Consider the following 19,177-nt stretch of genomic DNA (forward strand, 5'->3'; position numbering starts at 1 on the left):
GCAATCTCGCCAACATCATAACAATGAGGAGGAACGAGAATGACACGCCCAATGTTCGACAGACGATCCGTGGTGGCCGGCCTTCTGCTCTCGACCGCTCTCGGAAGCATGCCCGCTTTGGCGCAGGCTCCGGCCCCCTATCAGGTAACGCCGGAGCTTATCGAGGCGGCGAAGAAAGAAGGCACGGTCACCTTCTACACCGCGACCGACGTGGCGGTCTCGGAAAAGGTCGGCAATGCGTTTGAGGCGAAATATCCCGGCATCAAGGTGAAGGTCGAGCGTTCCGGTTCCGAGCGGGTGTTCCAGCGCCTCAGCCAGGAATATGGCAGCTCCATCCATAATGCCGACGTCGTCGAAACCTCCGACGCGGTGCATTTCGTCCTGTTCAAGCGCAATGGCTGGCTGGCCCAGGCCGTGCCGGCCGAGGTCGCGAAGGACTGGCCGAAGGAGGCCAAGGATGCCGACGGCTATTATGCGGCCTATCGCGCGCATCTCTCGGTCATCGGTTACAACAGCAAGCAGGTGAAGGCGGAGGATGCGCCCAAGAGCCATGCCGACCTGCTCGATCCGAAATGGCGCGGCCGCATCGTCAAGGCCCATCCCGGCTATTCCGGCACGGTGATGACCGGCACGGACGTCCTCAGTCAGGCGCTCGGCTGGGAGTTCTTCGAGAAGCTCGGCAAGCAGCGCATCATGCAGGTCCAGTCATCGACAGAGCCGCCGAAGAAACTCGCCCAGGGCGAACGTTCGATCGAAGCCGACGGCAACGAATACAACATGTTCATGCTCAAGGAGTCCGGCGTTCCCGTCGAGATCGTCTATGCGACCGAGGGCACGCCGATCGCCATCGGTCATGGCGGGATACTGAAGAACGCGCCGCACCCCAATGCCGCGAAGCTGTTCTACTCCTTCCTCTTCGACCAGGAGACACAACAGCTCAACAGCGATTCCGGCGGGCTTCGCTCGTTCCACCCGCGCGTCAAGGAGAAGGAGACGCGTACGCCGCTTTCCAAGATCAAGCTGCTCTATTCCGACCCGCTGAAGCTCGAGCCGAATATCGAGATGATCAAGAAGAAATACGAAGAGTATTTCGGCACCTGATCCGTTCCGCGCGGACCCCACGGCGCGGATCTTCCGCGCCGTGCATCGCCCTTTGACGAGAGCTGCACCCGGCGCCGGCGCGTCGCGCGCTGGCGGCGCACGGAGATCCTCATGACAGCGATAACCGGGATCGTGTCCGGAGTTCCCATACGCCACGTCACCATCGACTGGTCGCGGCCGATCTTCGTGCTGCTCACGGTTATCCTTTCGGTGCTGGTCGTGCTGCCGCTCGCATGGCTCGGCTACTACGCCGTGACCGATCAGTCCGGCAGCCTCAGCCTGGCGAATTTCAGGGCTCTGGTCAGCGATGCGACGCTGCGCCGGCCGTTCATCGTGGCGATCACCACGGCGCTCAGCGTCGGTGTGCTGTCCTGCGCCATCGCGACGCCACTCGCCTGGATCGTGGCCCGCACCGACATGCCGGGTCGCACGCTCGTGCGCGGGCTCGTCATGGCCTCCTTCGTGACCCCGCCCTTCCTCGGCGCCATCGCCTGGGAGATCCTGGCCGCGCCCAATAGCGGCATCATCAATGCCGTCTATCGCTGGCTGTTCGACCTCGATCCCTACGAGTACCTCGTCGACATCTACACCCTGTCCGGCCTCGTCTTCGCGATCGCGTGCTACACGTTTCCCTATGTCTTCACCTTGGTGACGAACGCGCTCGAACGCGTTCCGACCGAACTTGAGGAGGCATCCGCCATCCTCGGCGGTGGCCTGTGGACGACCTTGCGCAAGGTGACGGTGCCCCTCGTCCTGCCGGCCATGCTCGCAGGCTCGCTGATCGCGGTGCTGCAGGCGCTGACCATGTTCGGCTCGCCTGCCATCCTCGCCCTACCGGCGAATTTCCACGTCATCACCACCAAGATCTGGAGCCTGTTCCAGTACCCGCCCAAGCCCGGGCTCGCTGCGGCGGCGGCGTTGCCGCTGCTCCTCGTCACCATCCTGCTGCTCTGGACGCAGCGGCGCATCCTTGGCCGGCGCGGATACACCACGGTCGGCGGCAAGAGCGGCAGCGCGCGCATCACGGTGCTCGGGCGCTGGAAATGGCTGGCGCTCGGCTTCACCTTCCTTATCCTGTCGCTGACGGTGCTGATGCCCTATGCCGCGCTGGTGAAGACCGCGCTCACCCGCACGGTGGCGGAGCCGCTGACCTTCGAGAGCTTCACGCTCCACCATATCTGGTTCGTGTTCTTCGAGTTCTCGGCGACACAACTTGCGCTGCGCAACACGTTCCTGCTCGGCTTCCTCACCGCGACCATCGGCACGGCGATCGCGCTCGTCGTGGCCTATCTCGTCACGCGCGGCAGTTCGCGCGGGGCTCCGCTGCTCGGCTATCTCGCTACCGCGCCGGTCGCGATCCCCGGCATCGTCCTCGGCGTCGGCCTCTTCCTCAGCTATTCCAGCCCGATATTGCCGCTCTACGGCACGCTCTGGATCCTGCTGATCGCTTTCCTGACCATCGAGATGCCTGCGGGCTACCAGCAACTCTCGTCCGCCTTCAAGAGCGTGCATGTCGAGCTCGAGGAGGCGGGGCGCATCCTCGGCGCGACGCGGATGACGACCCTGCGCACCATCACCGCGCCGTTGTTGCGCTCAAACGTCGTGGCGGCATGGTGCTTCGTGTTCATCGGCACGATCCGCGAGCTTTCGGCGACGATCCTGCTGACCACCGCCGACACCAAGCTCGTATCGGTCATCATCTACGACCTCAACGAATCCGGCGATCTCGGCGCGATCTCGGTGCTCGGGATCATGCTGCTGATCGTCTCGTTCGCGGTCGTGTTCCTCGCCAACCGCCTGCCGCTCCTGGGCGGCGCGAAGGTCGCGCCGGTCCGCGGCTGATCAGGCGTCCGGGTAATGGCCGAGCGGGCCGAACAAGGCGGTGCGACTGATCAGGACATGCTCCTCCAGTGCAGCCTCGGCACCGGCGGGGTCGCGTGCCGCGATCCGTTCGAGGATCGCGCGGTGCTCGTCATTCGAGGTCGTCATCCGGCCGGGCATATCGAGGGTGCGGCGGCGCAGGAGGTGCATCTCGCGGTGGATGGCGGCGCATTCGGCTGCGAGGCGGCCATTGCCGCCGAATTCGACGATGGCTTCGTGGAAGCGCAGATTGCCGGGATAGAAGCTGTTGAGGTCGCCGGCTGCCATCGCGGCGTCCATCTCCGCGACATAGCCGGAGAGGATGGCCACCTGCTCGTCCGTGACGATGGGCGCCAGCAACCTGCCTGCCAAACCGTAGAGCGCCGCCMGTATTTCGTAGAGCTCGGCCGCCTCGCGCCCGTCGAGCGCGCGGATGAACACGCCACGGTTGACCACGACGTTCACCAGCCCGCTCTGCTCGAGTCCCCGGCATGCCTCGCGGATCGGCCCCCGGCTGACACCCAGCCTGGCGGCGAGCGCGTTCTCGTTGAGGCGCTCGCCGGCACTCAGTTCGCCCCGTTCGATCATCTGCTCCAACTCGTGGCGGATGATCGAGGTCAGGGACTGGTTGCGGCGAAGCTGCAGGGCGGAATCGATATCGAGGCTCATGCACTGGGTTCCGTGTGATTGGCCCAATCTATCAGTCGGAGCCGGGCAACGCCATTGGATCTTAAACTGTTGACAATCGGCAAAAGACAATTAGAGGCTGATGGCTAGCCTGGAGGACGCCATGAAGACGCCCGATAACCTTTCGCCCGCGGATAACGGTCTGACGCGCTATGTGGCGTCCTTCATCTGCGATGCGTCGCCGGCGGATCTGCCCGGCGATGTCGTCGCACTCGGCAAGAAATCGATCCTCGACGGGCTCGGGCTGGCGTTGTCGGGCTCGGTCGCCCATAGCGGCAACTATGTGCGCCGCCATCTCGCCGATCTGAACCTGGCGAGCGGACCGGCCACGGTCATCGGCTCGCGGCTGAAGGTCGCGCCGCGCTTCGCGGCCTTCGCCAACGGCGTCGGCATTCACGCCGACGACTATGACGATACCCAGCTTGCCGTGGCCAAGGACCGGGTCTACGGGCTCCTCACCCATCCGACCGCACCTGCGCTGCCGGCGGCGCTTGCCATGGGCGAGGCGAAGGGTGCCAGCGGGCGCGATGTGATGCTCGCCTACCATCTTGGCGTCGAGGTGGAGTGCAAGATCGCCGAGGCGATCAACCCGCGACATTACCAGACCGGTTTCCACGCCACGGCCACCTGCGGCACCTTCGCGGCTGCGGCGGCCAGCGCCAGGCTGATGGGGCTCGACCTCGACCAGACCCTGCGCGCGCTGTCGATCGCCGGCAGTCAGTCGGCCGGACTGCGCGAGAATTTCGGCACGATGACCAAGCCCTTCCATGCCGGGCGCTCGTCGGAGAGCGGCGTCGCGGCGGCTCAGTTCGCCGAATATGGCTGGAGCGCCACGGACAAGATCCTGGAGGCGCCGCGCGGCTTCTTCCGGGCTGCCGGCGGCGGCTATGACGAGGGCGCCATCCTGAACCAGCTCGGGGCGCCCTGGACCTTTGCGGCGCCCGGCATCTCGATCAAGCCGCATCCTTCAGGCTCGCTGACCCATCCGGGTATGACCGAGATGCTGCGTCTCATCCGCGAGAACCGGATCACCGCGGACGCGGTGGAGCGGGTCCGCGTCGGCACCAACCACAACATGCCCAACGCGCTGATCCACCATCGGCCGACCAACGAGCTCCAGGCCAAGTTCTCGATGGAGTTCTGCATGGCGATCCTCCTGATCGAGGGTAAGGCCGGCCTTGCGGAATTCACCGACGCGGTGGTGAACCGCGCCGACGTCAAGGCAATGATCGAGCGGGTCGATTTCGTGGTGGACGATGAGGCTGAGGCCGCCGGTTACGACAAGATGACGACCCTCATCGCCATTACGCTGAAAGATGGCCGGACCATCTCGGGCCGGGCCGATTTCGGCAAGGGAAGTCCGGCCAACCCGATGAGCTACGAGGAGGTCTCGGACAAGTTCCGCGAGACCGCGGGCTTCGCCAGTCTCGGCCGGGAACGGATCGAGGACGTGATCGCCATGGTGCGCGACCTGGACACTCTGCCCTCGATCGAGCGCCTGATGGCGCCCTTGAGGCTCTGACCATGGCGAAGCTCACCATCGGCGTCCTCAACGGGGACGATATCGGCCACGAGACTCGCCACCTTCGACGGCTTCATCCTCGGGCCGATCGGTCATCAGGCCTATCCAAAGGGGCCGGGCGCGATCAATCCGCATCCGATCCTGCGCAAGCATTTCGACCTGTTCGCCAATGTCCGCCCGACGCGATCCTACCCCGACATCGGCTGCATCTATGACGATGTCGACCTCGTCATCGTGCGCGAGAACAACGAGGGCTTCCAGCCGGACCGCAATGTCGTGATGGGCTCGGGCGAGTTCCGGCCCAATGACGACCTGACAATCTCGGTGCGCGTCATCTCGCGCAGGGGCAGCCGCAAGGTCGCCCGTGCCGCGCTCGACATCGCCCGGTCGCGGCGCAAGCGCCTGACGCTCGTGCACAAGAACACGGTGTTCAAGCTCGGCTGCGGCATGTTCGTGGAGAGCTGCTACGAGGCGGCGAAGGATTATCCCGATGTCACGATCGACGAGGTGATCGTCGATACCTTCGCAATGCGCCTGGTGCGCGATCCGCAGAGCTTCGACACTGTGGTGACGACGAACATGTTCGGCGACATCCTGACCGATGAAGCCGCGGGGCTGGTCGGCGGGCTCGGCATGGCGCCCGGCCTGTGCATCGGCGAGGGCGGCCTCGCCATGGCGCAGGCGACGCATGGTTCGGCGCCCGACATTGCCGGCAAGGGCGTAGCCAATCCCTATGCAATGATCGAGTCGACGCGGATGCTGATCGAGCATCTCGGCCGGGTCCGATCCCTGCCGCAGGCGGTGGAGGCCGCACGCACGATGGAAGCGGCGATCCGCTCCGCGCTCTCGGGGCCCGAGACGCGCACGCGCGACATCCGCGGCACCACCGGGACCCGTGGCATGACCGAGGCGATCACCAGGGCGATCGGTTAGATCAGCGGGCCGGATACGCGTTCCGCTCCGACGATCCTGAGCCCGATGCCGAAATGTTGCATCAGGCTCTGAGGTCGAGCGTGTCGAGCCGATATTCGCCGCGTTCGTCTGCGTCGAGCTGGGCGACCAGCCCGAGCTCCCAGGCAAGATAGCGCCGCGCGGCATCGAGATTGCCGTCGTGCCGGTCGTGCACGAAGAACAGAAAGTCGATGGCGTCGGCGTCCGCGGGGGCGTCGGGCGAGCTGTCGAGGGCAAGCCCCTCCGCGCGCCAATCGCTTGCGTCGCCTGTGACCCGGCGAACCGATGTCGCGCCGCATTCCGCGAGGTCGCGGCTGGCGAGCGCGGTTGCTGTCTCGTCTCCCGCAAGCAGCACATGCCGGCCCGCCACGGCCGGCAGGCGCGGCCGGATCGACCAGGCGGCGCCCGGCAGATGGCCGGCGCGATAGGCAAGCGAGCCGCGCAGGTCGAGCAGCAGGTCTCCGGCTTGCGCGCGCTCGATCGCCTCATCGGCGCTGATTGCAGGTGGTGCGACAAGGTCGGGAGGCGGTTCGGATACCGGCAGGCGCCAGTCGGCCGGCCAGGACTCGATATCGGGAAGCACATAGGTTTCGTAGCCGAGTTGGCGCAGCCAGAACGCAGCGAGCGCCGCGCGCAACCCGGTATCGTCGGCCAGGATGATGCGCGCTCGGCGGACGCCGATCCAGTGGTCCGTGGCCTGAATGAGCTGGCCTCCTGGCGCTGAGGCCGCCGCGGCATGCGGCGTGGCCGCGTGCTCGGCCGGATCGCGCATGTCGAGAAGATAGGTCGTGCGGCCGGGCTCTCCGGCGAGGTCTTCGGCTTTGAGGCGGTCGATCCGCGAAATAGCATGCGTGCGCATGAAGGCATCGGCCCGCAGGCGGCTTGCCGCGCGGTCGATCTGCGGCAAAGGACCGGCGGCAGAGTCATACGCGAGCGCACGGCCCGAGAGCGCCCAGCCCTGCGTCCCGTTTTCCAGGGCAAGCACCACTGCGCCCGGCTGCATCAGCGCCAAGCCCGCGGTGCCGATGATGCTGCGCGTCCGCCCGGCGCAGTTGATGATGACGGGGGCTTCCCCCGGGGCGAGTGCGTCCCAGCGATGCGCCGCCTCTCCGTTCGGAAAGGAGCGCGAGCCCGGGATCGTCATCTTCGTGTATTCGCCGGCTGAGCGACCGTCGAGGAGGTGCAGCGGGCGGCCCTGCTCCTGCCAGGCGTCGAGAGTGTCGGGACCGATCGCAGGCACGTGCCAATGCTCCTCGACCAGCTCGCCCAGCGTCTTGCTCGGCAGGTTCACGCCCTTGAACAGGGTGTATCCGGCCGCCGCCCAGGCCGGGGCGCCGCCCGCGATCCAGTCGATACGGCTGTAACCCATCGCGGTGAGCCGCGTTGCGGCGCGCTCGGACACCCCATCGCCCTCGTCGACCAGCACGACCGGCACGTCGCGGCGGGGCACGAGTACCCCGACCAGCGCCTCCAGCCGGCTATAGGGGCAGGGCACGGCGAGGAAGGGGTGGCCTTCGCCGTACTGACCCTGTTCGCGCAAATCGAGACAGGCGATCTCCCCGGGTGCGTGCAGCCTCCGCTTCGCTTCCTGCGGATCGAGCGCCGGCATCAGGCGGCTTCGGCATAGGGCACGGGCTCACGTCCCGAGAAGAAGTCATGGAAGGCGGCGTAGACGAGGTCGGGTCGGTGCTCGGCCGGATAGTGCCCGGTCGGAATGGCCCAGCCGCGCACGCCGTCCGCCCATTCCTGCCAGGCTTCGAGCGGCTTGAAATGCCGGCCGCAATGGCTGTTCGAGCCCCACAGGACGAGGACGGGGCAGGCGATCTTGCGCTTGCCGTAATCCGCCGTGTCCATGGCAAGGTCGAGGGTCACGGTGGCGCGATAATCTTCGCAGACGGCGTGAATCTGCTCCGGGGTCGTGCAGCGTGCGTAGTCAGCCAGCGCCTCGGGCGTGAAGATCTCGAGCCCGACACCCTTCTTGTTGAGCTTGTAGCGGATGTAATAGTCGAGATCGGCGCAGATCAGCCGCTCGGGAAACGGCGCTTTCTGCGCCATGAAGAACCAGTGGTAGGATTCAAGCCCCCAGCCGAGGCTGACATTGGTCAGGACATGATGGGTCGGCACGATGTCGAGAGCGGCCAGCGCGGTGACGCGGTCCGGCTGGTCGAGAGCCATGCGGAAGGCGACGCGCGCGCCCCGGTCGTGCCCGGCGACTGCGAAACGGTCGAATCCGAGCGCGTCCATCACGTCGAAATTGTCCTCGCCCATCGCGCGGAAACTGTAGCCGGCATGATCCTCTCCGCCGTCGGGCTTGGAGCTGTCGCCATACCCGCGCAGGTCGGTCGCGACCACCGTGAAGCTCTGAGCCAGCGATGGCGCAATCTTGTGCCAGCTCGACAGATTGAGCGGGTTGCCGTGGATCAGCAGCAAGGGCGGCCCGCTTCCGGCTATGGCCACCTCGATTTCGGCACCGCGGGTGCGCAGTTTACGCCGCTCGAATCCTGCCATCAGCACGGTGCTATGCGGCAGGAGTGGCGGCAGGTTCGCCCCGGGTTCTGATCGTTCCAGCATCATCGGCATTGCTCCTCATCGGATCCCATGCGATGAATATCATATTGTCGACAATAAGCATCTTGAATCTGAGGGACGTCATGGCCGCCATGCAGGATAAGCCTCGCCTCGGCTTCCTCTTCGGAGACGCGACCGGCATCGGTCCCGAGATCGCGGCCAAGGTTCTCGCCGCAGGCCGCTATCGCGAGCATGTCCGGCTCGTTGCGATTGGTGATCGTCGCGTGCTGGAGCAGGGCGCGCGCGATGCCGGTGTTCAGCTCCGTTGGACCGGCGTGACTGAACGCGACGAGATCGACTGGGATGCTCCCGAGATCCCGCTCGTCGATCTCGGCAATGCCGATCCGGCTCAACTCGGGCGCGGGCAGATATCGGCGGAATCCGGCCGGATCACAGGCGAGACGCTGGCCCGTGCGATCAGCATGGCGCAGGCCGGGGAGCTCGATGCGATCACCTTCGCGCCGCTGAACAAGGCCGCGATGTTCGCAGGTGGCTGGCGCTTTCCMGACGAGCACAAGTTGTTCGCGCATCTGCTCAGGCATCACGGCTATTTCTCGGAAATGAACGTGCTCGACGGCCAGTGGATGTCGCGGGTGACGTCGCATGTCTCGCTGCGCGAAGCCCTCGACCTGATCGATGCGCGCGCGATCACCGATGCGGTCGAACTCGTCGACCGGATGATGAAGCGCGCCGGGATCGTCAGCCCGCGCATCGCGGTGGCCGCACTCAATCCTCACGCCGGCGAGAACGGCCTGTTCGGCCGCGACGAGATCGAGCTAATCCGGCCGACCGTGGAGCGGATCGCGGCTGGAGGCATCAGCTGCACCGGGCCCTATCCGGCCGATACGGTCTATATTCGTGCCTTCGCCGGCGAATTCGACAGCGTTGTGGCCATGTATCACGACCAGGGCCAGATCGCGACGAAGCTCAGGGGCTTCAATCGCGGCGTCACGGTGACGGCGGGGCTCGATGTCGTCTTCACGACGCCAGCGCATGGCACAGCATTCGACATTGTCGGCCAGGGAGTGGCCTCGCCCGGCGCGCTCCAGAGCGCCGTCGAACTTGCGAGCCGACTGGCGACAGTCCGCGTCGCCGCCTGAACCGCCGGGCGGGTCGCGACGATGCCGCTATCCGCAGGGCGCCGGTCAGCTGGCGGCGTGAGCGAGATTGTCGCCGCGGAGCGCCTCCAGCACTGCATCGGTCACCGAGCGCGTGGTCGCCGCGCCGCCGAGATCCGGCGTGTGGTTTGCCCGGTCAGCCGTGACGCGCTCGATTGCGCGCATCAGCCGCGCGGCTGCGTCCGCCTCGCCGAGATGGTCGAGCATCATCACGGCGGACCAGAAGCTGGCGATCGGATTGGCAATGCCCTTGCCGGTGATGTCGAAGGCGGAGCCGTGGATCGGCTCGAACATCGAGGGAAAGCGGCGCTCGGGGTCGAGATTGGCGGTGGGGGCAATGCCGATCGAGCCGGCGAGGGCTGCGGCGAGGTCGGACAGGATGTCGGCATGAAGATTCGTCGCGACGATCGTGTCGAGGCTCCGCGGCTTCAGTGTCATGCGGATGGTCATGGCGTCGACCAGCATCTTGTCCCAGGTCACGTCGGGAAACTCGCGCGCCACTTCGGCGGCGATCTCATCCCACATCACCATGCCGTGGCGCTGTGCGTTCGACTTGGTGACGACGGTCAAGAGTTTGCGGGGACGAGAGCGCGCCATTTCGAAGGCGAAGCGCATGATGYGCGTGACCCCGCCGCGGGTGAAGATCGAGACCTCGGTCGCGATCTCCTCGGGTTGCCCGCGATGCGAGCGCCCGCCCTGGCCGGCATATTCGCCCTCCGAATTCTCGCGCACGATCACCCAGTCGAGATCATCCGGAGCCACCCCGCGCAGGGGCGGCTCGATGCCCGGCAGGATGCGCGTCGGGCGCACATTCGCGTATTGGTCGAAGGGCTGACAGATGGCGAGCCTCAGGCCCCATAGGGTGACATGATCGGGCACATCGGGCGCGCCGACGGCACCGAAATAGATCGCGTCGCAATCGCGGATGCGGTCGAGCCCGTCTTCGGGCATCATCCGGCCATGGCGCTTGAAGTAGTCCGAACCCCAATCGAAATGGGTGAAGTCGAACGCGAAACTGCCGGACCGGGCGGCGCAGAGCGACAGGACTTCGAGACCCGCCTCGATCACCTCGGCGCCGATCCCGTCGCCGGGAATGGCGGCAATCCTGTAGGTTTTCATCAGACGGCTCCGTCCTTGCGTTCGAATTATTGCCTATTGTCGACAATTATAGAGCCGTGTCGGAAATAGTCTACCGGCTGGGCAAGGAAAACCGCTGCGCTCCTAGCCTCGGGCATCCCCGACGGATTGTCGGCCTGCGCCTGGGTTTGTCCGAATGCCTTTGGTTGGGTGCTTGACTAATAGATAGCATACTACATATATGCGTTCTATGGACGGTGCCCAACCTGGATTCGAGCGCAGCTTCCTGACGGAGCTGTCGACGGCCGGCCGCAAATTGCGAACCCTGTTCGATCGCCTTGTGCGCCAACGCGGCCTGACCTTGTCGCGTGCACGCGCATTGCTTCATCTCTCGCGTTGCCCGGCGATCAATCAGACGGAACTCGCCAGTCTGCTGGAGGTCGAGGGCCCGACCGTCGTGCGCCTGCTCGACGGGATGGAGAAGAACGGCCTGATCGAGCGAAGCGCCATCGACGGCGATCGGCGGGCGAAACAGATCAGCCTGACCCCAGCCGCCCAACATCAGGTCGAGGAGATCGAGGAGATCTCCGGCGAGATCGGCCGCGAGGTATTGCGCGAGATCGACCCTGCCGAACTCGAGATCGCGATCCGCGTGCTTCGGCAGATGATCCGCAATATGGAGCCTCAGTCCTGAGGCTCATGGCCATGGCTACGACCAACGAAACGGAAGCGCGGCCCGAAGCAGATCCTTCATCTGCGAACGTCCAAGAGCCTTCCCGCCCTGAGAGCCCGGCTCTGCTGCCGGCAAAGCCCTTTGCCGTTGCCGCGGCCTATGTCGCGGCCGCCGCCCTTCTGATTGGCACACAGGGCCTCGGCATGAACTTCGTGGCTGCCAATACCAATCAGATCCAGGGGGCGTTTGGGGCGACTCAGCTCGAGATCAATTGGCTGATCGCCGCCTATATGGCGCCGAATGTCAGCCTGACCCTGATCCTGACCAAGGTCCGGACCCAGTTCGGGCTGCGCCGTTTCGCTGAGCTCGGCATCTGCATCTTCGTCGCCGCGTCGCTTCTGCATCTCATCGCGCATGATCTGCATTCGGCGATCGGGGTCCGCTTCCTCGCTGGCATGGCGGCATCGCCGATATCGACACTCGGCTTCCTCTACATGCTCGAGGCCTTTCCTCCGGCCAGGAAGATGTCATGGGGCTTGAGCCTGACGCTGACCTGCTCCGCGATCACCCCTACGCTGGCGCGGCTGATCTCGCCGATGCTGCTCGATATCGGCCAATGGCAGGGCCTCTACACGATGACGATCGGCCTCGCGCTGATTTCGCTTGCCGTGATCTTCTATCTGCCGCTGACGCCGATTCCCCATGCGAAGGTCCTGCAGCGGCTGGATTTCATCAGCTACCCCTTGATCGCGATCGGCTTTGGCCTGCTCGCGGTCATCCTGGTGATGGGCCGCCTGGTCTGGTGGCTGGAAGCACCCTGGATCGGCTGGTGCCTTGCCCTGGCCATCCTGTCGCTCGGGCTTGCGGTGGCAATTGAGATCAATCGGGAGACGCCGCTGCTGAATGTGCGCTGGCTGATGAGCCGGGAAATGCTCCATATCACGACGGTGCTGCTGGTCTTCCGCATCGTGCTGTCCGAGCAGACTTCGGGTGCACTCGCCCTGTTCCAGAATCTTGGCCTGCTCAATGAGCAGAGCAGGGGGCTATATGTGGTGATCCTGCTGGCTTCGCTGTGCGGCGGGCTCCTTTGCGGCGCCACTCTCAAGCCCGAGCGCGTGCCGCTGCTGCATGGCGTCGCGCTGCTCTGCATTTGCGCCGGTGCCGCCATGGATAGTCAGGCGACCAATCTGACGCGGCCGGACAACATGTATCTGAGCCAGGCCCTGATCGCGTTTGGCGGCGCGCTGTTCCTGCCTCCGGCGATGCTGACCGGTCTCATGGCTGCGCTCCGGCAGGGGCCGGCCTTTATTACCAGCTTCATCGTGGTTTTCCTCTTCACGCAGAGTCTGGGCGGCCTGATCGGTTCGGCTTTCTTCGGCAGCTTCGTCACGCTCCGCGAGAAGTTCCATTCCAGCCTTCTCGTCGAACATTTCTCGCTGTCCGACCCGGCGGTGGCGGAGCGGGTGAGGCAGCTTTCGGCAGTCTATGGAAAGCTGCTCACCGACGGGCGGCTGCTGAATGCCGAGGGCGTCGCCCTGTTCGCCCAGCAGGCCAGCCGCGAAGCCAATATCCTCGCCTATAACGACGCATTCCTGCTCATCGCGGCCCTGGCAGGAGCCGCGCTCGGCGGACTGATCATCCATCTGCTCTACGCAAGACTGCGCAGCGCCAAGTTCTTCTTACGCCCGGCCGAAGCCCTCTGAACCGAAACCAGCCATCATGTCGAAAGCCATTCGCTCACCTGGAACCCTGATTGCGCTGCTGGTCGCCGCAGGCGGTGTGCTGCTCGTGCTTTACGCCTGGCGGCTGCCGCCCTTCGCCAGCTCGGTCGAGAGCACGGAGAATGCCTATGTCAAAGGCCAGGTCACGATCATCAGCCCGCAATTGGCGGGCTATGTGAAGAAAGTCGCGGTTCAGGACTTCGAAACGGTGAAGGCTGGTGATCTCATCGTGCAGATCGACGACCGGATCTACGAGCAGCGTGTGCGGCAGGCGCAGGCCACTCTTGCCGGCCAGCGGGCCAATCTCGCCAATGCCGATCAATCGCAGCGCGCTGCCGAAGCGCGCCTGCGCTCCGGAGAAGCCCAGATCGCCAGTGCGCAGGCGGCGGTCGAAACCGCGGAAGCCAATGCCGGGCGCATCCTCGCCCTGCGCGAGAAGGGGATTTCGACGCAGAGCGCGGCCGATCAGGCCAGTCTGGTGCTCGACCAGGCCCGCGCCAGCCTACGCCAGGCCGAAGCGGCCCTCGATGTCGCCCGGCAGGATCGGCAGTCCATCATCGTCGGGCGCGCCGGGCTGGAGGCAGCCGTGCGCAATGCCGAGGCAGCAGTGCAATTGGCCGCGATCGATCTGCAGAACACCCGCATCCTGGCGCCGCAGGACGGCAAGATGGGCGAGATCGGCGTGCGGCTCGGGCAATATGTTGCTGTTGGCACGCAACTGGCGTCGCTGGTTCCGGCCAGGAAATGGGTGATCGCGAACTTCAAGGAAAACCAGCTCTCCGGGATGAAGATCGGCCAGCCGGTGACCTTTACGGTCGATGCGCTGCATCACGCCTCGTTGACCGGGCATGTCCAGGAGTTCTCGCCAGCCACGGGCTCCGAGTTCAGCATCCTGAAGGCCGACAATGCGACCGGCAATTTTACCAAGATTGCGCAGCGGCTGCCGGTGCGGATCGCGATCGATCACGGCCAGCCTTTGACCGAGGATCTGGCGCCCGGCATGTCGGTCATCGTCAGCATCGACACCGCCACGCCGGTTGAGGCAGCCGTCAACCTATCCAGCGCCGACAAGCAATAACATCGGCGTGCAAGCGACCAGGGGGACAATTGCGGACTTCTGGATCGCCCGCGCTCCAAAATGGCTGCGGTGATCCAGAAATATCCAGTCCCGAAAGCGCCGAAACGGCAGGCGCCAACGGCCGTCAGCTTCGCGGCCGGGTCAGGCGCTGGAGCCTGAGCGCGGGCCGCGCTTGGCGCGCGGTGGCTTCGCGACGACGGGTGCGGCCGGGACCACCTTGGCCTTGCGACCCAGGCCCGATGCCTTTGCAAGGGCGGCCCGGGCCTCGGAATAGTTCGGTGCGACCATCGGATAGTCTGAGGGCAAGCCCCACTTGGTGCGATATTGCTCAGGAGTGAGATTGTAGGCCGTACCCAGATGACGCCTGAGGGATTTGAACGATTTGCCGTCTTCCAGGCAGATGATGGCGTCCGGCGTGACCGACTTCTTGATCGGAACGGCCGGTACGAGCGCGACCGGTGGCGGCGCAGCTTCGGATTTGGCGTCGAGCTGCGCGAACGCTGAATACGTGCTCGCAATCAAGCCAACGAGATCGCTGCGAGGGACATTGTTATGTGCGACGTAGGCCGAAATAACCATCGCCGTCAGATCAATATAATTTTCATCTTCGTTGGCCATGGCTTTTCCCAAATCAGAATATTGCGCCTAGGTCTCATTTAACCTGCCGAACGTTCTATTTGCAATACTCGTTGCGGTGGTTCGCTCAATTCCGATGCTTGCAGTCCCGGTTTATTCTGGTGAGAGGGCGTGCGGCGGCCTACTGAACTGGGTGGTGACGCGCCTGTTCGAGACTGGCCTTGGCCAGCATGGCCTCCAGCGAGGCGAGAACTTCTGGCACCATGAAGAGGGAGATTTCGTTCTTCCCATCGACTTCCAAGGCGATTACGGCGCCCAGTGTCGTGTCTGCGCTGACTGTAACGTGCTTCACTTTGATCACTGCAAACTCGCGCGTCGGCTTCTGCGGCATTCTCTCACCCCCGTTCTTTGATCTGTGTTCGTCATTCGATATCAACTTACAACGTATTCACAGCCGCCTCGCCACGTGCCCCCGGCACCGTGGTCCTCGCGAGCGGCCAATTTGACGACGAGGCCGGTTAACACGCTCTCCCCGCCAGAACCCTTGATGCAGCCGATCAGTCGTTGGACGTGTTCGACGGCGTGGGCGATGTTCAGCTGATTGCGGAGCCTGTCACCTCGCGGCCGTCACCTCTGGTCCCTTCGCGTGCAATGCCTTGCGCGTCTCATAGTCGACGATCGCGGCCCTCAGAGCTTGCAATTCGAGGGCTTTCGCCGAATTGGGCTGCGCATCCTCGATCTGGCCGATGCGCAGAAGCGCATACCGGTAATCCTCATGGCAGGTGATGCAGACGCTGTGCGTTTCCGGTTTGAGTTCAGTCACCGCGGTCATCGGATCTCTCCTTCCGTGGCTGATCCCAGAAAACTAGTTTGGACGGTTGGGGTTTCAAGAGGGTGTGACGCTGTCGCGAAGCTCGCCGCGGATGCTTCCAAGGGGGCGGCTTCGTCCTGGTCTGCGGAGCAGACGCGCGCATCGAAACGGCCGCCTCCAGTGAAGCCCTTGGTGCCTCATGGGCCCAGCAGATGGGGATGTCTCTCGGGGCGCGGGATTTCTATAGGGAGGGGGCGTTTCGGCGCGGGCCGCAATCGCGGCCAAAGCACCAGGGTTTGAGGGCTATGGGACAATCCACACCTGCCACGGCCGTGTTGAAAGCGGGCGGCGTTTCCTTCGAACTCCGAACCTATGAATACGACCCCAATAGCGATCGCGTCGGTCTTCAGGCGGCCCAGTCCCTGGGTGAACCACCCGGTCGGGTCTTGAAGACATTGATTGCGCAGGTCGACAACATACCCGTTTGTCTGGTTCTCCCATCAGACTGCGAGGCAAGCATGAAGAGGGTGGCCGCGGCCGTTGGAGGCAAGAGCGCGCGTATGCTGGCGCCGAGCGATGCCGAGCGCCTGACGGGGTATAAGGTCGGCGGCGTCAGCCCATTCGGTCAGAAGCGCAAGCTGAGGACCCTTGTCGAGATCACGGCCGTCTCCGAGCCATATGTCTTCGTCAATGGAGGGTTACGTGGCCTGCAGGTCAAGCTGGCGCCGGACGACCTTGTCCGCGCAAGCAATGCGGCGACCGTCGCGATCGTTTCCTAGCGGTGATCGTCTCTGGCTCGGCTTCTGCGACGTTCCGGGCTCGAGCGATCAAGCGCTGGTCCGGGAGAAGAGGCCCGACGACACAGCGCGGTGATTGCGGCGGCTTCGTTGTGTCGAACCCGGCGTTGAACGCCGCCACTCGCAGGTCTGGCCTCGGGGTCCAATCCAGCGGCCGAACACCATTGGAGATGCCCCAGCAATCTGCTCCCCGTCTCGTTGCGCCGCTTCCCTCGGCGCCTCTGGACGTCGCTTGACAGGCTCTGTCGATCAAAACTAGGCTAACATAGTTATGCTTCTTATTCTGTAATTATAGAATAAATCCATACGAGGCGACCGCCTCGCATAAGGGGAGCGTGCCGCTATGACAGACGTCGTCGACAGCAAACGAAACCTGCTCAAGGCCGGCCTTGTCGGTGGCCTTGCACTTGCGGCAGCGTCCAGTTCAGCCAGGCAGGCGGCGGCACAAGCCGCTCCCAACAGCCTGCTGCGCACCGTTCTCGACCGGGGCAAGCTCATCGTCGGCACGGGCTCGACCAATGCGCCCTGGCATTTCGAGGATGAGAAGGGACAGCTCGTCGGCATGGACATCGCCATGGGGCGGATCCTCGCCAAGGGGCTCTTCGACGACGACAAGAAGGTCGAGTTCGTCAGGCAGGATGCGGCTCAACGCATTCCCAACATCAATACCGGGAAGGTCGACATCGTCATCCAGTTCATGACGATGTCACCGGCGCGGGCGCAGCTCGTCGCGTTCTCCCGACCCTATTATGTCGAGGGCATCGCCCTGCTGACGCGCCCCGACAGCGACAAGAAGAGCTTCGACGCCCTGCTCAAGGCAGGATCGGGTGCACGGGTCTCCATCCTGCAGAACGTCGATGCCGAAGCGTCGGTGAAGAAGGTCCTGCCGCAGGCGACGGTCATGCAGCTCGACAGCCAGGCCAATGTCGTCCTTGCGCTCGATTCAAAGCGTGCCGATGCCGCCGCCGTCGATCTCTCGACCGTCTGGTGGCTCGCGAAGCGCCACCCCGATAAATATGCCGATGCCGGCAAGTCCTGGAACTCCATGCTGTACGGCGCGGCCATGCGCCAGGGCGATCCGGACTGGGTGCGCTTCGTCGACACCACCTTCGGGATCGCCATGTACGGCCACCAGAACGAGATTTTCGATGTCGCGATCAGCGATTATTTTGGTCTGACGCCGCCAGTCCGCGAGACGGGGCTGCCGAAATTCTGACGGCGGCTTTCGCGGTCGCGCTTCGCCGACCCCTGCGCTCGCCGCTGGCGCGCGGCAGGGCGGCGAAGTCGCCTGCACGGCCCGTGACGAGACGTCTCCCGGCATGACGAACTACCACTTCAACTTCGCGATCGTCTGGCGCTACGCCGCGAAGCTGTTCGACGGTCTCCTGCTCAGCATCGAACTCGCGATCGCGACGATCGCGATCGGCATGGTGATCGGGCTGGTTCTGGCGCTCGTCGAAATGGACGGGCCACGCTGGGCCAGGCCGTTCATCCGGGGCTATGTCGAGTTCATCCGCAACGTCCCGCTGCTGCTGCTCGTCTATCTCGTCTTCTACGGCGTGCCGAGCGCGATCGATCTGCAATATGACGCCACGACCTCGTTCGTGGTGACGCTGGCGATCTATTCCGGCGCCTATCTGGTCGAGGTCCTGCGCGCCGGCTTCGAAGCCGTGCCGAAAGGGCTGATCGAGGCTGGCAAGGCGATCGGTCTTACGCCAGCGGGCGTGCTCGTCCATGTCCGGCTGCCGACGGCGCTGCGCATCGCCCTGCCATCGCTCTCGAACACCTATGTCTCGCTGTTCAAGGACACCTCGATCGCCTCCGCGATCGCCGTCCCTGAACTGGCTTACGGCATGCGCTGGATCGAGACGCAGACCTTCCGGACGGTCGAGGTCTATCTGCTCGCGACGCCGATCTATCTGGTCACCAGCTACGCCATCCTGCTGCTGTTGCGGCTGGCCGAGCGGCGCTATGCCATCACGCGGTGAGCGGCCATGACGTTGTTCCTGCAGACGCTTCCGTTTCTGCTCGATGGCCTGCGCATCACGCTCCTGGTCTCGGCCGGCGTGATCGCGCTCTCGCTGTTGATCGGTGTCCCGCTCGGTTGCGTGCTCGCTTTCGGCCCGCTCTGGGCGCGGTTTCCGATCCGGATCTATGCCGATTTCGTGCGGGGCGTACCGATCCTGGTGTTGCTCTATTTCGTCTATTACGGGCTGCCGGCCATCAAGGTGAACCTGCCGAGCCTGACCGCCGCGATTGTGGCATTGACCGCCTTCAAGTCCGCCCAGGTCATTGAAATCACCCGCGGCGCCTTCCAGTCCATCCCCAGAGGGCAGACGGAAGCGGCGAAGTCCATCGGGCTCGGCCTCCTCGACCGCTTCGTCCATGTGCTTGCACCGCAGGCGATCCGACGCTTCCTGCCTCCCTTCGTCAACAGCGTCGTCGATACGGTGAAGGGCTCCTCGCTCGTCTCCCTGCTGGGGATCGTCGACCTGATGCTCGCGCTGCAGCAGGTGATTGGACGCACCCATGTAGCGTTGCCGCTCTATGTGATGGGGGCGCTGATGTATTTCGCCATCAACTATCCGCTTTCGACGCTGAGCCGGCGTCTCGAAAAGCGTTTCATCTGAGCGGAAG

The 19,177-nt window shown here is 64.5% G+C and carries 19 protein-coding genes; 12 read left to right on the top strand and 7 right to left on the bottom strand.

Annotated features, from left to right (window positions below; genetic code table 11):
- The first annotated feature begins 39 nt into the window (after window positions 1-39).
- The gene (locus AC1DRP_RS14455) at window positions 40-1,101 is read left to right on the top strand and encodes an ABC transporter substrate-binding protein (RefSeq protein WP_441492157.1); all 1,062 of its coding nucleotides are present in this window, start codon (window positions 40-42) and stop codon (window positions 1,099-1,101) included.
- A 111-nt stretch (window positions 1,102-1,212) separates the two neighbouring features.
- Window positions 1,213-2,943 (top strand): ABC transporter permease, encoded by a 1,731-nt coding sequence (locus AC1DRP_RS14460; protein WP_476768807.1) that lies wholly within the window; start codon window positions 1,213-1,215, stop codon window positions 2,941-2,943.
- Here AC1DRP_RS14460 and AC1DRP_RS14465 read toward each other — a convergent pair whose 3' ends face one another.
- A complete protein-coding gene (locus tag AC1DRP_RS14465; protein ID WP_476768808.1) occupies window positions 2,944-3,630 on the bottom strand; it encodes an FCD domain-containing protein in 687 nt (228 codons plus the stop codon).
- A 121-nt stretch (window positions 3,631-3,751) separates the two neighbouring features.
- Between AC1DRP_RS14465 and AC1DRP_RS14470 the strand changes: the two genes are divergently transcribed.
- Window positions 3,752-5,170: an MmgE/PrpD family protein gene (locus AC1DRP_RS14470; protein WP_476768809.1), complete on the top strand. Its 1,419-nt coding sequence runs from the start codon at window positions 3,752-3,754 to the stop codon at window positions 5,168-5,170.
- Window positions 5,171-5,245: 75 nt separating this feature from the next.
- On the top strand, window positions 5,246-6,103 hold the full coding sequence (locus tag AC1DRP_RS14475) for an isocitrate/isopropylmalate dehydrogenase family protein (RefSeq protein WP_476768822.1): 858 nt from the start codon (window positions 5,246-5,248) through the stop codon (window positions 6,101-6,103).
- A 61-nt stretch (window positions 6,104-6,164) separates the two neighbouring features.
- Here the strand turns inward: AC1DRP_RS14475 and AC1DRP_RS14480 are convergent, their stop codons facing one another.
- On the bottom strand, window positions 6,165-7,730 hold the full coding sequence (locus tag AC1DRP_RS14480) for a rhodanese-like domain-containing protein (RefSeq protein WP_476768810.1): 1,566 nt from the start codon (window positions 7,728-7,730) through the stop codon (window positions 6,165-6,167).
- Window positions 7,730-8,695 carry an alpha/beta fold hydrolase gene (locus AC1DRP_RS14485; protein ID WP_476768811.1) on the bottom strand — a complete coding sequence of 322 codons (966 nt, stop codon included), beginning with the start codon at window positions 8,693-8,695 and terminating at the stop codon, window positions 7,730-7,732. Before AC1DRP_RS14485 ends, AC1DRP_RS14480 begins: the two co-directional genes overlap by 1 nt.
- 86 nt (window positions 8,696-8,781) lie before the next feature.
- Between AC1DRP_RS14485 and AC1DRP_RS14490 the strand changes: the two genes are divergently transcribed.
- On the top strand, window positions 8,782-9,789 hold the full coding sequence (locus tag AC1DRP_RS14490; RefSeq protein ID WP_441504198.1) for a PdxA family dehydrogenase: 1,008 nt from the start codon (window positions 8,782-8,784) through the stop codon (window positions 9,787-9,789).
- 45 nt (window positions 9,790-9,834) lie between these two features.
- Here the strand turns inward: AC1DRP_RS14490 and AC1DRP_RS14495 are convergent, their stop codons facing one another.
- Window positions 9,835-10,926, bottom strand: a complete 1,092-nt coding sequence (locus tag AC1DRP_RS14495) for a tartrate dehydrogenase (protein ID WP_476768812.1) — start codon at window positions 10,924-10,926, stop codon at window positions 9,835-9,837.
- 208 nt (window positions 10,927-11,134) lie between these two features.
- Here AC1DRP_RS14495 and AC1DRP_RS14500 point away from each other — a divergent pair, with 208 nt between their 5' ends.
- Genes AC1DRP_RS14500 through AC1DRP_RS14510 form a run of 3 tightly spaced genes read left to right on the top strand, consistent with a single transcriptional unit; the run spans window position 11,135 to window position 14,356 of the window.
- Window positions 11,135-11,578: a MarR family winged helix-turn-helix transcriptional regulator gene (locus AC1DRP_RS14500; protein ID WP_476768823.1), complete on the top strand. Its 444-nt coding sequence runs from the start codon at window positions 11,135-11,137 to the stop codon at window positions 11,576-11,578.
- An 11-nt stretch (window positions 11,579-11,589) separates the two neighbouring features.
- Window positions 11,590-13,260, top strand: coding sequence for an MFS transporter (locus AC1DRP_RS14505; protein ID WP_476768813.1), 1,671 nt, complete (start codon window positions 11,590-11,592; stop codon window positions 13,258-13,260).
- 16 nt (window positions 13,261-13,276) lie between these two features.
- Window positions 13,277-14,356 carry an HlyD family secretion protein gene (locus tag AC1DRP_RS14510; protein ID WP_441504202.1) on the top strand — a complete coding sequence of 360 codons (1,080 nt, stop codon included), beginning with the start codon at window positions 13,277-13,279 and terminating at the stop codon, window positions 14,354-14,356.
- Between the two features lie 141 nt (window positions 14,357-14,497).
- On the opposite strand, the gene AC1DRP_RS14515 is transcribed toward AC1DRP_RS14510, so the two are convergent.
- The 3 genes from AC1DRP_RS14515 to AC1DRP_RS14525 form a co-directional block, all read right to left on the bottom strand.
- Window positions 14,498-14,974: a Ros/MucR family transcriptional regulator gene (locus AC1DRP_RS14515; protein ID WP_441492145.1), complete on the bottom strand. Its 477-nt coding sequence runs from the start codon at window positions 14,972-14,974 to the stop codon at window positions 14,498-14,500.
- Between the two features lie 139 nt (window positions 14,975-15,113).
- On the bottom strand, window positions 15,114-15,323 hold the full coding sequence (locus AC1DRP_RS14520) for a hypothetical protein (RefSeq protein ID WP_113516134.1): 210 nt from the start codon (window positions 15,321-15,323) through the stop codon (window positions 15,114-15,116).
- Window positions 15,324-15,545: 222 nt separating this feature from the next.
- Window positions 15,546-15,764 (bottom strand): hypothetical protein, encoded by a 219-nt coding sequence (locus AC1DRP_RS14525; protein ID WP_441492144.1) that lies wholly within the window; start codon window positions 15,762-15,764, stop codon window positions 15,546-15,548.
- 284 nt (window positions 15,765-16,048) lie between these two features.
- Here AC1DRP_RS14525 and ybaK point away from each other — a divergent pair, with 284 nt between their 5' ends.
- The 4 genes from ybaK (at window position 16,049) to AC1DRP_RS14545 (ending at window position 19,170) form a co-directional block, all read left to right on the top strand.
- Window positions 16,049-16,522, top strand: coding sequence for a Cys-tRNA(Pro) deacylase (gene ybaK / locus AC1DRP_RS14530; RefSeq protein WP_441504203.1), 474 nt, complete (start codon window positions 16,049-16,051; stop codon window positions 16,520-16,522).
- A gap of 361 nt (window positions 16,523-16,883) precedes the next feature.
- Window positions 16,884-17,756, top strand: a complete 873-nt coding sequence (locus AC1DRP_RS14535; protein ID WP_441492142.1) for a transporter substrate-binding domain-containing protein — start codon at window positions 16,884-16,886, stop codon at window positions 17,754-17,756.
- A 103-nt stretch (window positions 17,757-17,859) separates the two neighbouring features.
- Complete coding sequence (locus AC1DRP_RS14540; RefSeq protein WP_441492141.1) at window positions 17,860-18,528, top strand: amino acid ABC transporter permease; 669 nt, start codon at window positions 17,860-17,862, stop codon at window positions 18,526-18,528.
- Between the two features lie 6 nt (window positions 18,529-18,534).
- Window positions 18,535-19,170 carry an amino acid ABC transporter permease gene (locus AC1DRP_RS14545; RefSeq protein WP_441492140.1) on the top strand — a complete coding sequence of 212 codons (636 nt, stop codon included), beginning with the start codon at window positions 18,535-18,537 and terminating at the stop codon, window positions 19,168-19,170.
- Window positions 19,171-19,177: the final 7 nt, after the last annotated feature.

It is taken from the genome of Allobosea sp. 01N443, from assembly GCF_056399325.1.

Coding starts and splice junctions, on each gene's coding strand:
- AC1DRP_RS14455 (WP_441492157.1), top strand. CDS start 40: ATGACACGCCCAATGTTCGACAGACGATCCGTGGTGGCCGGCCTTCTG.
- AC1DRP_RS14460 (WP_476768807.1), top strand. CDS start 1,213: ATGACAGCGATAACCGGGATCGTGTCCGGAGTTCCCATACGCCACGTC.
- AC1DRP_RS14470 (WP_476768809.1), top strand. CDS start 3,752: ATGAAGACGCCCGATAACCTTTCGCCCGCGGATAACGGTCTGACGCGC.
- AC1DRP_RS14480 (WP_476768810.1), bottom strand. CDS start 7,730: ATGCCGGCGCTCGATCCGCAGGAAGCGAAGCGGAGGCTGCACGCACCC.
- AC1DRP_RS14485 (WP_476768811.1), bottom strand. CDS start 8,695: ATGATGCTGGAACGATCAGAACCCGGGGCGAACCTGCCGCCACTCCTG.
- AC1DRP_RS14500 (WP_476768823.1), top strand. CDS start 11,135: ATGGACGGTGCCCAACCTGGATTCGAGCGCAGCTTCCTGACGGAGCTG.
- AC1DRP_RS14505 (WP_476768813.1), top strand. CDS start 11,590: ATGGCTACGACCAACGAAACGGAAGCGCGGCCCGAAGCAGATCCTTCA.
- AC1DRP_RS14510 (WP_441504202.1), top strand. CDS start 13,277: ATGTCGAAAGCCATTCGCTCACCTGGAACCCTGATTGCGCTGCTGGTC.
- AC1DRP_RS14515 (WP_441492145.1), bottom strand. CDS start 14,974: ATGGCCAACGAAGATGAAAATTATATTGATCTGACGGCGATGGTTATT.
- AC1DRP_RS14520 (WP_113516134.1), bottom strand. CDS start 15,323: ATGCCGCAGAAGCCGACGCGCGAGTTTGCAGTGATCAAAGTGAAGCAC.
- AC1DRP_RS14525 (WP_441492144.1), bottom strand. CDS start 15,764: ATGACCGCGGTGACTGAACTCAAACCGGAAACGCACAGCGTCTGCATC.
- ybaK (WP_441504203.1), top strand. CDS start 16,049: ATGGGACAATCCACACCTGCCACGGCCGTGTTGAAAGCGGGCGGCGTT.
- AC1DRP_RS14535 (WP_441492142.1), top strand. CDS start 16,884: ATGACAGACGTCGTCGACAGCAAACGAAACCTGCTCAAGGCCGGCCTT.
- AC1DRP_RS14540 (WP_441492141.1), top strand. CDS start 17,860: ATGACGAACTACCACTTCAACTTCGCGATCGTCTGGCGCTACGCCGCG.
- AC1DRP_RS14545 (WP_441492140.1), top strand. CDS start 18,535: ATGACGTTGTTCCTGCAGACGCTTCCGTTTCTGCTCGATGGCCTGCGC.